Source organism: Robertmurraya sp. DFI.2.37 (genome assembly GCF_029211245.1).
In the GTDB taxonomy this organism is placed as follows: Bacteria; Bacillota; Bacilli; order Bacillales; family Cytobacillaceae; genus Robertmurraya; species Robertmurraya methanolica_A.
On the sequence record NZ_JARGEJ010000043.1, the window covers coordinates 1 to 14,189 of the forward strand.

The 14,189-nt window shown below is 38.6% G+C and carries 16 protein-coding genes; 10 read left to right on the forward strand and 6 right to left on the reverse strand.

The window, feature by feature from the left end; all coding sequences use genetic code 11:
• The 3 genes from PZE06_RS18675 to PZE06_RS18685 form a co-directional block, all read left to right on the forward strand.
• Positions 1-528: group II intron maturase-specific domain-containing protein (locus PZE06_RS18675; RefSeq protein WP_275791837.1), on the forward strand; the 528-nt coding region annotated here is incomplete at its 5' end.
• A gap of 447 nt (positions 529-975) precedes the next feature.
• Positions 976-2,484, forward strand: coding sequence for a sodium-dependent transporter (locus tag PZE06_RS18680; protein WP_275791838.1), 1,509 nt, complete (start codon positions 976-978; stop codon positions 2,482-2,484).
• A complete protein-coding gene (locus PZE06_RS18685; protein ID WP_275791839.1) occupies positions 2,484-2,597 on the forward strand; it encodes a methionine/alanine import family NSS transporter small subunit in 114 nt (37 codons plus the stop codon). The genes PZE06_RS18680 and PZE06_RS18685 overlap by 1 nt, the downstream gene beginning before the upstream one ends.
• A gap of 123 nt (positions 2,598-2,720) precedes the next feature.
• Here PZE06_RS18685 and PZE06_RS18690 read toward each other — a convergent pair whose 3' ends face one another.
• Complete coding sequence (locus PZE06_RS18690) at positions 2,721-3,710, reverse strand: M23 family metallopeptidase (RefSeq protein ID WP_275791840.1); 990 nt, start codon at positions 3,708-3,710, stop codon at positions 2,721-2,723.
• 248 nt (positions 3,711-3,958) lie between these two features.
• Here PZE06_RS18690 and lipA point away from each other — a divergent pair, with 248 nt between their 5' ends.
• On the forward strand, positions 3,959-4,876 hold the full coding sequence (lipA, locus tag PZE06_RS18695) for a lipoyl synthase (RefSeq protein ID WP_275791841.1): 918 nt from the start codon (positions 3,959-3,961) through the stop codon (positions 4,874-4,876).
• 177 nt (positions 4,877-5,053) lie between these two features.
• On the opposite strand, the gene PZE06_RS18700 is transcribed toward lipA, so the two are convergent.
• Positions 5,054-5,617 (reverse strand): YhcN/YlaJ family sporulation lipoprotein, encoded by a 564-nt coding sequence (locus PZE06_RS18700; RefSeq protein WP_275791842.1) that lies wholly within the window; start codon positions 5,615-5,617, stop codon positions 5,054-5,056.
• A 144-nt stretch (positions 5,618-5,761) separates the two neighbouring features.
• Here PZE06_RS18700 and PZE06_RS18705 point away from each other — a divergent pair, with 144 nt between their 5' ends.
• A complete protein-coding gene (locus tag PZE06_RS18705) occupies positions 5,762-6,037 on the forward strand; it encodes a YutD family protein (RefSeq protein ID WP_095311361.1) in 276 nt (91 codons plus the stop codon).
• Positions 6,038-6,075: 38 nt separating this feature from the next.
• Here PZE06_RS18705 and PZE06_RS18710 read toward each other — a convergent pair whose 3' ends face one another.
• The 3 genes from PZE06_RS18710 to glpX form a co-directional block, all read right to left on the reverse strand.
• Positions 6,076-6,336 carry a hypothetical protein gene (locus PZE06_RS18710; RefSeq protein WP_095311360.1) on the reverse strand — a complete coding sequence of 87 codons (261 nt, stop codon included), beginning with the start codon at positions 6,334-6,336 and terminating at the stop codon, positions 6,076-6,078.
• 131 nt (positions 6,337-6,467) lie between these two features.
• Positions 6,468-6,734 carry a DUF3055 domain-containing protein gene (locus PZE06_RS18715; protein WP_095311358.1) on the reverse strand — a complete coding sequence of 89 codons (267 nt, stop codon included), beginning with the start codon at positions 6,732-6,734 and terminating at the stop codon, positions 6,468-6,470.
• Positions 6,735-6,758: 24 nt separating this feature from the next.
• Entirely contained in the window at positions 6,759-7,730 is a 972-nt protein-coding gene (glpX, locus tag PZE06_RS18720; RefSeq protein WP_095311356.1) for a class II fructose-bisphosphatase, read from the reverse strand.
• Between the two features lie 274 nt (positions 7,731-8,004).
• Between glpX and PZE06_RS18725 the strand changes: the two genes are divergently transcribed.
• The 3 genes from PZE06_RS18725 (at position 8,005) to PZE06_RS18735 (ending at position 10,823) form a co-directional block, all read left to right on the forward strand.
• Positions 8,005-9,306: an EAL domain-containing protein gene (locus PZE06_RS18725; RefSeq protein ID WP_275791843.1), complete on the forward strand. Its 1,302-nt coding sequence runs from the start codon at positions 8,005-8,007 to the stop codon at positions 9,304-9,306.
• A gap of 30 nt (positions 9,307-9,336) precedes the next feature.
• Positions 9,337-9,774: a DUF86 domain-containing protein gene (locus tag PZE06_RS18730; protein WP_095311352.1), complete on the forward strand. Its 438-nt coding sequence runs from the start codon at positions 9,337-9,339 to the stop codon at positions 9,772-9,774.
• Between the two features lie 281 nt (positions 9,775-10,055).
• Complete coding sequence (locus tag PZE06_RS18735; protein ID WP_275791844.1) at positions 10,056-10,823, forward strand: TIGR01457 family HAD-type hydrolase; 768 nt, start codon at positions 10,056-10,058, stop codon at positions 10,821-10,823.
• Between the two features lie 264 nt (positions 10,824-11,087).
• Here PZE06_RS18735 and PZE06_RS18740 read toward each other — a convergent pair whose 3' ends face one another.
• The gene (locus tag PZE06_RS18740) at positions 11,088-11,588 is read right to left on the reverse strand and encodes a phosphatidylglycerophosphatase A family protein (RefSeq protein WP_275791845.1); all 501 of its coding nucleotides are present in this window, start codon (positions 11,586-11,588) and stop codon (positions 11,088-11,090) included.
• 307 nt (positions 11,589-11,895) lie between these two features.
• On the opposite strand from PZE06_RS18740, the gene yutH reads away from it, so the two are divergent.
• Both yutH and PZE06_RS18750 read left to right on the forward strand, forming a co-directional pair.
• Complete coding sequence (gene yutH, locus PZE06_RS18745) at positions 11,896-12,909, forward strand: spore coat putative kinase YutH (RefSeq protein ID WP_309145451.1); 1,014 nt, start codon at positions 11,896-11,898, stop codon at positions 12,907-12,909.
• 147 nt (positions 12,910-13,056) lie between these two features.
• Positions 13,057-14,034, forward strand: a complete 978-nt coding sequence (locus tag PZE06_RS18750; protein WP_275791846.1) for a 2-hydroxyacid dehydrogenase — start codon at positions 13,057-13,059, stop codon at positions 14,032-14,034.
• Positions 14,035-14,189 lie beyond the last annotated feature (155 nt).

The window sequence follows — 14,189 nt, forward strand, 5'->3', positions numbered from 1 at the left end:
CTAGGATTAATTGTAAATGTGGAAAAATCAAGAGTAACGAAGCCTAGTGACCCCGATATGAAGTTCCTAGGGTTCGGGTTCTTTAAAGACTATCGAGCTGATTTGTATAAAGCAAGACCACATCAAAGATCCCTAGAAAGTTTTAAGTTCAAACTTAAACAACTCACAAGGAAGAATTGGAGTGTCGATACAAAGTATCAAGTGGAGCGAATCAATCAGTTAATAAGAGGATGGGTCAATTACTTCAGGGTGGGTTATATGAAGACTGCGCTTGGTAAGATAGATGCCCATACAAGATTTAGATTGCGAATGTGTATCTGGAAGAAATGGAAAACAGCGAAAAATCGCAAGAAAAACCTTATTAAATTAGGTATGGATAAATATAATGCCTATAAAAACAGCCACACAAGTAAAGGTGCGGCTCGAATTGCTAACTCATGGGTACTCAGCACAACTATAACAAATAAGAGATTAGCCCAATTCGGACTACTCTCTAGTCGACAACATTACATGAAAGTGCATGTTTAGTATAGAATTGAACCGCCGTATACGGATCCGTACGTACGGTGGTGTGAGAGGTCGGATAATCAATTAATGATTATCCTCCTACTCGATTTTGTTGAAGTTTTTCTGCTTGAAACAGCTTTTTCTACAGCCTTGCCGTTTGATGTGAAAGGCAGTCTAAAATTATTCTATTAGATAACATAACTTTATCGATTTGAGAATAGACTTTTTAAAAATACGAATCATTTTAATAGGTTTAATAGAGTAAACACTTTTTTAATATAATAATTAGCAGAAAAAACATTCTTTTAAAAAAAATTTTTATTTTTTCTAAAATAATGTTTTGACAGAGAGAAAAAAACTAGCTATACTAACTTTAGTTATATTAAATAATCTGAAAATATAAAAAGTTTCCATTCTTCATTGAATTAGGGAAAAAGGATGGATTCGTCATGGGAGGTAGAAAGGACTATGGAAAATCGTCCGCAATGGGGGACTAGAGCTGGCTTTATTTTAGCGGCAATCGGTTCAGCTGTAGGGCTAGGAAATATTTGGCGTTTTCCTGCTACAGCGTATGACAACGGTGGGGGAGCATTTTTTATCCCATATTTATTTGCCTTAATAACAGCTGGGATTCCATTACTAATCATGGAATTTACGATCGGTCATAAATATCGTGGCTCTGCTCCGTTATCATTTGCTAGAATGAATAAAAAAGCCGAGTGGCTTGGCTGGTGGCAAGTTGCGATTTCTTTCGTAATTGCAACCTATTATGCAGTTATTATTGCATGGGCATTATCTTATACTATTTTTTCCTTAAACCAAAAATGGGGAAATGACACGGTCGGATTCCTCGTAGGAGATTATCTCCAAGTAGCAGATCCAGGAGTATTTGGCGGCATTGTCCCTGGTGTATTTATTCCACTAGTCATTGTTTGGATCATTACGCTCGGTGTTTTAGTTAAAGGGATTAAAAAAGGAATTGAAGTTGCGAATAGAATTATGATTCCTGCACTTGTTATTTTATTTCTAATTATAGTTATTCGCGCTGTGACATTAGATGGTGCTGCTGCTGGTCTCGATGCTTTCTTCAAGCCAGATTGGAGTCAAATTGCAAGTCCAAAGGTTTGGGTAGCAGCATATGGGCAAATTTTCTTCAGTTTATCGATTGCCTTCGCCATTATGGTTACGTATTCTAGTTATCTGCCAAAGAAAACGGATATAACAAATAATGCTTTTATTACTGGTTTGGCAAACTCAAGTGTTGAATTATTGGCGGGTATCGGCGTATTTGCTGCCCTTGGATTTATGGCAGCCAACGCAGGGGTACCGGTTGATGAAGTTGTAAAAGGTGGGGTTTTATTAGCGTTCGCAGTATTCCCAGAAATTATTAATCAATTCCCTGCTTTTAATGGCTTCTTTGGTTCCTTATTCTTTATTTGCTTAACATTAGCTGGTTTATCTTCACTTATTTCGATTGTTGAAACCTTTGTATCAGGGGTGGAAGATAAGTTTAAGGTTTCTCGTACAAAGTCAGTCATGATTGGCGGTGGGCTCGCAGCCATCATTTCAATCTTATTTGCAACAAAAGGCGGCTTAAACTTCTTAGATGCGGCAGATTATTTTATTAATCAATTTGGTGTTGCGCTTGCTGGCCTTGTTGAAGTTATCATCGTCGCTTGGGTATTTAAGGAACTTAAAAATCTCCAAGCTCATGCAAATAGCATGTCTGACATTCAAGTTGGAACATGGTGGAGAATAAGCTTAGGAATCATTACTCCAATTGTATTAGGATATATGATGATACAAAATATCATTACCAATATTAAGGATAATTATGAAGGATATCCAACGAGCTTCCTTCTATACTCTGGTTGGGCAGTAGCGGTTGCAGCGATTATCATTGGCTTTATTTTTGCAGCATTTAAGTGGCAAAAAGGGTCTTTAACTTTACCTGAACAAAAGGGGGTCTCTAAATAATGTCAGTTAGTTCAATTGTGATGATGATTTTAGGAATGGTCATTATTTGGGGAGGCTTGGGAGCAAGTATACTCCACGCTGTTAACAAATCAAAGCAAGCTAAGCAAAGATAAAAAAATGGGCGCGCCTTCAAAGCTTTAAACCATAAGCTTGCGATGCAACTTTCACATTAACAAAACCGAAGATGGCAAAGAACATCATGTTCTTTGCCATTTTTTGCTGCCGGAAATTAACCTTTATTTTCTCGCCCTTTGCCGTTCTTGTCTTTCCCAAAGCCGTAAGTGTGGATACGGATCAAACGACCATTCAGTATAGCCATTATCCTTATACATTCCATAATGGAGGTGAGGCGGAAATTTCCCTGATGTTCCTGGTGGTCCATAACCAGAGCTACCTACACCGCCAATAGGCATGCCAGGCTCAACAATTTGTCCGAGCTTTAAGTCTTTAGCAAATCCGCTTAAGTGTGCAAAATAATGATAGTTGTTATTAATGTCACGAATACCGACTCTCCAACCGCCATAACGGTTCCACCCTTTCATTTCAACTATCCCATAGGATGTTGCCCGTACTGGAACCCCATAATCGGCAAAGATATCTGTTCCTTCGTGAATTCTTCGACCGCCCCAGCCCCGGGCATCTCCCCATGTATTTTTATAGCTATGATTGCTTCTTAAAGGAACGGGGAAAGCATGGCCTTCCAGATCAATTCTGCCAAAATGCTTATAAATTTTCGCCTTGTCAATGATGATTCCGACCGTTTTATCCCGTTTAAAATAGTCCCATAAGGCAATTTTTATATTGTCATGATCAACTCCGTATGTCAGAAGGTATTGAGCAAAAGCATGGATGACATCCTCATCGTCACTCATATCGGCTTTTCCATCACCATTTCCGTCATAGCCCATTCCATTGAAAAATTTGATTGAGGTAGGGTTTTGATCCTCAAGGTTAGGATTTAAGATTCCGACCCACTCTTCAGGTTTAAAATAAATACCGATAATACCACCTGTGTCAGGGAGATCACGTCTTGCGTTGCGAATATTGCGCTCGTACTGATCGATCGCGGCCATGTAATACCAAGGAATATTGGTAACGGCTTCAACACTTTTATAGAGATTCATTCTTTGTTTATATATATCGTCTTCTTCTTTTGCTTGAACAGAACTGAAGCTAATCAACTGGAAAAATAGGATGAGGGGCAAAATTAATCGAAAATAGCGCACAAGTATCCTCCTTTAAAAATGGTCTATCCTAAAAACTAAGGAGTTAGAAATAATTCCAAAGCTGCTTTCTTTCAAGTGATTCACATAACTTAGTTTGTGACATTGATTGGAATAAATAAATATCAATAAATGGTAATAAAGGACAATAAAAACAACTTTCTTGTCTGATGCTTTTCAGTATGATAAAGTGACATGAGTAGTAATTTTGGTACATATAAACACTAATCATTAAAGGGATGGTGTAGAAATTGAGTCAGAAGCAGGAGCAATTACGTAAACCTGAGTGGTTAAAAATAAAGCTGAACACAAACGAGAATTATACCGGCTTGAAAAAAATGATGCGTGAAAAAAGCCTTCATACAGTTTGTGAGGAAGCAAAATGCCCTAATATTCATGAATGCTGGGCTGTAAGACGAACAGCAACTTTCATGATTTTAGGTGATACATGTACAAGAGCTTGTCGGTTCTGTGCTGTAAAAACAGGACTACCAACAGAGCTCGATTGGCAAGAGCCAGAAAGAGTCGCTGATTCTGTTGCTCTTATGAATTTAAAGCACGTTGTAGTAACTGCGGTTGCACGTGATGATTTAAAGGATGGAGGAGCGGCTGTTTTCGCTGAAACTGTTAGAGCAATACGTAGAAAAAGCCCTTTCACAAGTATTGAAGTACTCCCATCCGATATGGGCGGAGTGTATGAAAATCTGGAAACCTTAATGAATGCAAAACCAGATATCCTTAACCATAATATTGAGACTGTTAGAAGATTAACTCCAAGAGTTCGTGCCAGAGCAAAATACGAGCGTTCATTACAATTTTTGAAGCGTGCAAAAGAAATGAATCCAGACATCCCGACAAAATCGAGCTTAATGATTGGTTTAGGGGAAACGAAGGAAGAAATTATTGAAACAATGGATGACTTACGTGCTAATGACGTCGATATTATGACGATTGGTCAATATTTACAGCCAACTAAGAAGCATTTGCCAGTAATTAAATATTATCATCCAGATGAGTTCCAAGAGCTAAAAGAAATTGCTTTAAGTAAAGGGTTCAGCCATTGTGAAGCAGGTCCACTGGTTCGTTCTTCATACCATGCAGATGAGCAAGTAAATGAAGCAACGAAGCATAAGCAAATGCTTGCAGAGCAACAAGCAAAAGAAGCATAGATAAAAAAAGAGTTCGGCTTTGAAGCTGAACTCTTTTTATCGTTTTAGGAAAAAAAGCGAGTGATACGCATGAAAATAAATAGATCCATCGATGCACAAGCAACTAGAAGTGCTGTAACTATTGCACATTGACAAAATCGAATGTTTTGAAAAACAGGTCCTGCGCTTTTGTTGTTGCTATCGTCCTTGAGGTGATTTCTTTACTTCTTTAATCAGTTGATCAATGGCATACTCGGTTTTTCGACTATCAGAGTCCATCGTTGCGAAGCTTTCGACATTTTTCCGTAAAGCAGTATTATCGGTGACAAAAATATCAAACCAACGTGGAACGACAGACATCGCTGTTTTTTTTACTTGATCGGCTTTTTGCTTACGATTATCAGAATCGGTTTTATAAACAATGATCACTTCTTCTCCCGTGACAAGGGTAGAGACATCATCTACATTAGGAATATCCGTACATAGCTTGCTAATGATATTAGCAGTCTTTTCTCGATCCATTGCTGCATAGTGATCATTTGCTACATTTGTCCCGGTTATCGGTGCTTTTTGATGGCGAACATAGCCGAAATCTTCCGATTCATTTTTCCCATTTTCATTATAAATATCTGCACGTTGGTCATTAACATTAATCGTATTTCCACTTTCATTATAAAGCCCTTCTACTGCTGAGTCGTTATTGCAGGCAGCTATTAAAAGCAGGAAACCGATGCTAACGATAAGTGAACGTTTCTTCATCATCTACACCTCCACATTTGTAGTATGAACAAATGTAGAAATTTTTCACTTAGTAAATTAATCTAGTTCAAATTTATACCCTTATTGTGAAAAAGACAGTAGACAGTATATAATGAGAACATAGTGTGTCAAAAAGAGGTGATGGGTTTGATCTACATCAATAATCTATGCTACGAGATCATTGAGGAAAGAGGAGAAGGTTTTAACGAAGAGGCCTTTCAAGGCAGATATAGTGATATTTTAAGTAAATACGATTATATAGTTGGTGATTGGGGCTATGGCCAACTTCGCTTAAAAGGGTTTTATGACGATAAAAATCAAAAAGCTACTTTTGATACAAAAATCAGCACATTGACGGAATATATTTATGAATTTTGTAACTTTGGATGTTCTTATTTTGTTGTAAGAAAAGTTCAAGGGTAAAGAGCGCTCCAGTGAAAACACACTGGTCGCTCTTTTTTCTATTCATCCTCTTTATCGTGGATAGGATGGGCACCATCCATTTGTCTTGGAGTATCCTCATGTAGTGTTCGATTTTCATACGTAAAACCACTGTTAGAGCGTTGCCCTTTTTGCCAGTTACCATCTTTATTTTGCACTGGTCTTTGCTGAGAAAACGGCGATCCGAAAGGCCCTTCTGGAAACTCTTCCGCATTTATAACTTCTCTTTGTTTCTCAACATTGGAAAAGTCTTGGTATGGTTCATTTCTCTTGTGCGCCATTTTAAATCACTCTCCTTTCTCGTAGTATTAACGAATTATTTGCAGAAAGGAAAGGTAACTTTTGCTGTTTCAGTCTTGTACTGTGGAAGTGGCAAAAAAAGAGGCTGTCATTTTCGACAACCTCATGAATGTTAGATCACTTCATATAAAAACTGCCTTAATTCTTCCGCATCTTCCTCGGATAATTGGAAAGCATACTCTAAATAACCTTCTTCTTTCAAATCATCTGGACCGATGATAGCATAGCGACTTCCTTGCATATCAAGGACGATTTGTTTGCCATAATGACGATCAGATTGAACGATCGCTAAATCGAATCGATTGTTTTCTCCCATAAAACTTACAAATCGAGTCTTTGTATCGACTAAATCGTTATATAAGTAGAACCTTTCTGACATAATACCCCTCCTTTGCTTTACGTATTAAGTAAACATGAGTAAGTGCGGTTTACTTTCAAGATGATGATGCGTCTTAATGTATCTAACTGTTTTTGTTTTACTGCGCATAACAATCGAGTCAGTTTCAGCTAAATCGCCCCCGAGAAAACGCACCCCATTCAATAGCTCGCCGTTAGAAACTCCAGTTGCTGCAAAGATTGCGTCATCACCTGAGACTAAGTCGTGTAGTAATAATAATTGTTGTGGATCTTTTAAGCCCATCTTCATGCATCTCAGTTCTTCTTCAGGAGAATGAGGTACTAATCGTGCTTGCATATCTCCGCCAAGGGCTTTTAGGGCAGCGGCGGAAATTACTCCTTCAGGTGCTCCGCCAATTCCGACGAATAAATCGACTCCGGTTTGCGGCAATGCTGTGGCAATGGCTGCCCCTACGTCACCGTCACCAAAAAGCTTGACCCGAGACCCCTTCGCTCTTATTCGTTCGATCAATTGCTCATGGCGTTCTCGTTCTTGAATGATAACGGTGAGATCTTGAACACGCTTGTTATTTGCTTTTGCTACTATATCAATCGTTTTTTCAATCGGATCAAGCAAGCTAATTTTCCCAGCAGCTTGTTTGCCAACCGCAATTTTTTCCATATACATATCCGGTGCATGGAGCAATGTTCCTTTATCTGCAATCGCGATTACAGCCATTGCGTTATTATGTCCCTTTGCTACAATACTTGTCCCTTCTAACGGATCAACCGCGATATCCACCTTTGGTCCTGCTTTTGTCCCTAGTCGTTCTCCGATATAAAGCATCGGAGCTTCGTCCAGTTCTCCTTCACCAATGACGACGGTTCCATCCATATTCACGGAATCGAACATTTTTCTCATAGCATTTGTTGCTGCTTCGTCTGCCTCGTTTTTCTTCCCTCTTCCCATCCATCCGGCAGATGCTAATGCTGCCGCTTCGGTTACTCGAACAATCTCTAGTGCTAACTCACGTTCCAAAGCCTTTCCTCCATTCAACTCATCTCCACTCGCATGTCAACATTTCACAATTTATTCACAATCGTGCCGTATATTGTGAATTTATTTCACTTCTCTATCTTAACAAAAAAAAGGTCGTTCAACATTGCTATTCTTGACAAATGAATCACAACTTTTAAATGCTTCTTCTTTGTAAAAATAGTAGAGTTTCACAAAGAAGGGAAATATACGCAATACTAAAATTGTGCTACAATATCGTTATCATCGATGTGAACACTTGAGAGGACTGATCCCATTGGCTCACCTTAAAGATATTGGTACAAATGTACTGAAGTGGACAAGAATTATTTTGCCATTTAAGAGGCTGCGTTATTTTCCTCCACAATTTATTGTTAGAAATCCTGTTGTTGAAGGGGTCAAAATGGCTTTTAAACAAGGATGCGAAGTTGCTATACTAGTGTTCAACATCAACAATTTGAAGGAGTTGCACGGTCTGCTTGGAGAAGACTATTATCGAACTTTTATTAAAGAATTGAAGTTCTCCTTTCGTAGGGTCGTGCAACAAGAGCTAAGTGATGAGGATGTGTTAGTCCTCCACGATCACTATAGTGACGGATTTACACTGTTTTTAAAGGTTGACCAGAATCGGGGCTGTGTGTTTGAAATTGATGCAGCAATGAGTAAAGTGATAAAGGAAGTTGAGCAGAGGCTATCTCTATCATTTCCTTGCGTTCAACCAGAATTTGAATCTGGCTACATGTTTATTGAAAAGAAACATTATTCGATCCAGGAAGCAATTTACAAGGCTCATCAGCAGGCCTTGGCAATGGCTGAGAAGCGAGTCGACTCTGAATTTAACGAAATGTTATATATGATTCGAAAGATTGTCTCTAAAAAAGAAATCAGACTTTTAGCGCAACCGATTATCGATGTTGAATCAAAGGTTGTGAGAGCATGGGAAATGTTAACGCGTGGACCAAGGGGTACTGCTTATGAAAGCCCGCTAACCTTGTTTTCAGTTGCAAGACAGACAGACTATTTATATGATTTAGAAATGATCGTACTCGAAAAGACCTTTGAACAAATTCAAAAAACAGCGTGCAAGCATGCTATTTTTGTTAATTTCACTCCGCTTTCTTTGGGCAATCAGACTTTTATTCGCGACTTGAATAAACTGTTGGAGCGCTACAAAAATATACCGCCGAGTCAAATTACGATAGAGATAACCGAACGTGATTCAATTGAGGGAATTGAACTGCTATTAGATAATATTAAGGCATTGCGGTGCATTGGTTTTCAAATTGCAGTAGATGATACGGGGTCAGGTTATGCTAGTTTGAATACGATAAGTGCGATTATGCCAGATATTATCAAAATTGATCGCTCTGTCATTCAAGATATTGATAAAAATTCAGTCAAGGAATCCATGCTAAAGGGACTGTTATTAGTGGCAAAAGAAACTGGTTCCCTTGTTGTGGCAGAAGGAATTGAAAACGCTGAGGAGGCATCGGTCTTATTACGTAATAATGTCGACCTTGCTCAAGGTTATTTTTTTGCGAGACCAGAATCCCTCCAAAAGAGCTTAGCATCAAGTTAATATTGTTTATTGATGAAAGGATTGAAACAGATGTATTTTGTTGACCGAGAGAAAATCGAAAGCATATTGGCATTTGTTGATCAACAATTATCCCTTTTTGAAGAAAAGAGAGAATGGAAGACTGCCGTTGAAAAAGCAGCGCTTGAACGTGTGTGTCATACGGTTATGGAAGGAATATTGGATGTTGGAAATGCAATGATCGATGGTTTTATTATGCGAGATCCAGGGAGTTATGACGATATTATTGATATATTAGAGGACGAAAAAGTCATCTCTGTTGAAATGAGCAAAGGGTTAAAAGCGATTATTTCATATCGCAAGATGCTCGTACAGAATTATACAGAAATTGTCCATGAAGACCTTCAAAACGTATTTCAGCACGAGTTAGAGACTTTAAAAAAGTTCAAAGTAAATGTACAGCAATATTTGCTCAATGAACTTGGACCAGTTTCGGCATTTCGAAATTAAGGCAAATGATAAAGATGCTCTAGCAGGGAACGTTCAGGCGGTTGATAATCGCTTGCTTACTTTGTTGCATTGCCTTTTCCGATGCATATTACCTTCTATGGTAAACCGCTCTCTCCAAGGCTTCGTTCCTCGAAAGTCAAACGATTTCAATACAGCCTGAAGTAACTGCTAGCCATTAATTATGACTTTGTCTACATTCTAGACGCTCTAGTAGGAGCGTTTTTGCGTTTTTTAGAATCGAATGAGACAATCAAAAGGATACTTCTTAGGGGTGAAATAAATTGAGAAAATACAATGGCTATTTAATTGATCTAGACGGAACAATGTATAAAGGAACGGAGCTTATCCATGAAGCAGCTGAGTTTGTGAAGCAACTCAAAAGTTTAAATATCCCATATTTGTTTGTTACGAACAATTCTTCTCGAACACCTGCCCAAGTGGCTGAAAAGCTGAGGGCGTTTTCCATTCCGACAGAGGATGAGCAAGTTTTTACAACTAGTCAAGCTACGGCTAATTATATTTACGACCTTAATAAAGATGCATCCATATATGTGATTGGTGAAGAAGGGATTCAGACTGCGATTGCTGAAAAAGGGTTTCGCTTAGCTGAAGAGAATGCTGATGTTGTCGTAGTGGGAATCGATCGGGAGATTAGTTATGAAAAGTTAGCTGTCGCTTGTTTGGCGGTTCGAAATGGCGCTACATTCATATCGACAAACGGTGACATTGCCATTCCGACAGAGAGAGGTCTGCTTCCTGGTAATGGCTCACTTACCTCAGTGATCACTGTATCGACACAAACTCAACCTGTTTTCATTGGGAAGCCTGAATCGATCATAATGGAGCAGGCACTTGCTGTCCTTGGTACTACTAAAGAAGAGACGATCATGGTAGGAGACAATTACGATACCGACATATTAGCAGGAATAAATGCTGGTATGGATACATTATTAGTTCATACCGGTGTAACGAAAAAGGAACATCTTCCATCTATTAAAGTAAAGCCTACCTATATAGTTGATTCTCTAGCAGAATGGGATTTCAAATAAGAAGAGTGTTATCCAATCTTGGCGTTCATTTTGAAATATCGGGATAACTAAAATATATCAGCGGAAAACGAAATATATCGGCGAAAATCGAAATATATCGGCGAAAATCGAAATATATCGGCGAAAATCGAAATATATCAGCGAAAACCGAAATTTATCGGCGAAAATCGAAATATATCAGCGGAAAATCCAATATATCAGCAGAAACCGAAATATATCAGCGAAAACCAAAAAGGCGGGCAGTCCCCGCCTTTTTTTGTACATTCATTCTGTATTGGCAGCACGATGAGCCAAGCGGCTTGAGGCAGCAGCTGCAATAGCTCCAACGATATCATCAAGGAAAGTATGACATTTCCCAGTAGATTTATCATTGAGCTTACCTAGTATGCCAGGTTTCATTTTGTCAATGAAGCCGTAATTAGTAAAGCCAATTGAACCGTACACATTCACAATCGAAAAAGCTAAAATTTCATCGACACCATAAAGGCTTTCGTCTGTTGCAAGTATGGACTGAAGCGGTTCTTCTAATAAACCTTTATCTGCTAACATATCTAGCTGGATTCCAGTTATGATTGCATTTTGGACCTCTCTTTTTGAGAGTACCCTTTCAACATTTTCAATGCAATCCTCCATTTGTAAATTAGGGTGATATTTTTCTTGGAGGTAAAAAACGAGATCCGCGATGTCCTGAATTTTTACTCCTCTTTCTAGTAACCACCTTCTTGCCGTTTCCTCAACAATATCAACATTTTTTTCTTCAGACATTTGATTCACCCTTTTTAAAAATATTATGCGGTTCAGTGCCCAAATGTTCGATTTGGAAGGCAAATAATGGACCATTCACTTGGGCGTGCATTTTTCGAGTTACTTACGTGATTCTTATTAAAATTAGGATATGCACTATTTTCGGTTTTATCATCGGTACCTTCTATAATGAAGGACGAAATACAGTGACATAAACTAATGATAGCATTTCATCATCTATTTTGCATAAATCAAGCAAAAGCAAACAAAAAAACAATATTCCAAGAGTGCAGACATATACATTTCATAAGGACATAAGAAGCGGTAGGTGAAAAAGGTGCTTCAACAGATTATTCAACAGTATTATGGAATTAGTATACAAGAACAATTTAAACTGGGTCCATATGATGCCTGTCGGGATCAACAAAATCTGTATTTCCTTGTACCAGTTACAAATATGGAAGAAGCGAGCTTGATCGAACTTGAACAATTAGCCCTGCATCTTGTGAATTATGGTGATTCCTCAGTTTGCCAATTTCTTAAAACGAATGACGGCCAATCATTTGTTGATTTAGAAAATCAGCGCTATTGTGTATTGCGAACAGGTGCAACTGAAAAAAGAATGGGACGTGTCGGAAGAAAATTAGCTAAATTTCATTATCGCGGTAGGGCAGTCCCCTTTGAAGTAAAGAGCATTAGTAGGATTGGAATGTGGAAATCCTTTTGGGAGCAGAGATTGGATCAGATGGAGCGAGTCTGGAATGAGCAGTTGTTTCAATCACCAGAAAACGAATTTGTAAGAATGTTTATTGAATCCTTTCCCTATTATATGGGACTTGCGGAAAATGCGATTCAATATTTAAGTGATACTGAGCAAGATGATGAGCCATTAGCGGTTGATAGCGGCACCGTTTGTCACCTTCATTTTTCTCCAAGAACTTGGGGAGAAAATGGGGCGCTGAGAAATCCTTTTGATTGGGTATTCGATCATTGTGCAAGGGATTTAGCCGAATGGACGAGGGAACGGTATTTCCAAAATATCAAAACATATGAACCTGATGTACGTCAGTTCTATCAAGATTATGCCAGCGTATCAACCCTTTCTTCATTTTCCTGGAGATTGCTTTTTTCTAGACTTTTATTCCCCCTTCATTATATGGATTGTGTCGAGGAATATTATATTAATCCATCTGAGCAAGTAAAGCTTGTGCAAGAGGAAAGATTAAGGAAAATTTTAGCACAATCACAAGATTATGAAGAGTTCCTCCGGGATTTTTATCGACTTGCAGGAGCGCCCATTCGGCGCTATCAGATTCCAATAGTGGAATGGCTAGCGAAATAGTTCGTTCTCTTTTCCTAAATTCTTATCATAACTTTTTTATAGGAATACTTGGAGTAGCCCATGATAAAAAAGTATAATAAGGATAGAAATCTTTTCTAGAGGGTGAAAAACTTTTAGAAAATAAACAAGAGGAAAAAGGAGCAGCAGATGAAACCGTATGTTTTTATAACAAGAAAATTACCAGATGAAGCAGTAGAAAGATTGCGGGCTAAATATGATGTGAAAATGTGGGAGAAAGAGGACGTGGGTGTTCCCCGTTCCCTTTTATTAGAAGAAGCTGAAAGAGCAGATGCTCTATTAACTATGTTGTCAGATCAAATTGATGAAGAGTTGCTGAGTGTAGGAACCCGTTTAAAGGTTGTCGCGAACTTGGCAGTAGGCTATGATAATGTGAATGTCGAGGCTGCAACAAAGCGTGGAGTTGCCATTTGTAATACTCCGGATGTTTTAACGGATGCAACTGCTGATTTAACCTTTGCACTATTGATGGCAACTGCACGGAGAATCGTTGAAGGGGCGGAATTTATTAAAGCTGGTCAATGGAAAAGCTGGAGCCCGCTTCTTCTTGCTGGACATGATATTCATCATAAAACAATAGGAATTGTAGGTATGGGGAGCATTGGCTCTGCTGTGGCGAAAAGAGCAACCGGTTTTGAAATGGAGATATTGTACCATAATCGTTCAAGAAAAAGCGATGTTGAAAAGGAGTTAGGTGCTACATATTGTTCGTTTGAACAACTGATTGAGCGTTCAGATTTCGTTGTTTGCTTAACACCATTGACAGAAGAAACGAAAAATCTATTTACCCGTGACGTTTTTCGCCGCATGAAAAAATCGGCAATTTTTATTAATGCATCACGTGGACCTGTGGTTAATGAAGAGGACCTCTATGCTGCGCTAATGGACGGAGACATTGCCGCAGCAGGATTGGATGTATTTGCGAAAGAACCAATCGATCAAACACATCCATTATTAACATTGTCCAATGTTGTTGCAATTCCCCATATTGGCAGTGCAACGGTCGAGACAAGATTGAACATGATCCATCTTTGCCTTGATAATATTGATGCAATTCTTTCAGGACAAGCTCCTAAAACACTTGTTAATAATGAGTGGAACAAATAAATAACGGTAGTTGGAAAAAGCCCCAAGTTAATGAGTTTGGGCTCAGACTGCATGCACCCGATAAAATCGAGTTTGCGTGCAGTTTTTATTGTTAGATCACAAAATTAAATGATACGCAAAGCTTGAAGCGTTGCTTGATGCTATAGAAGTGATCG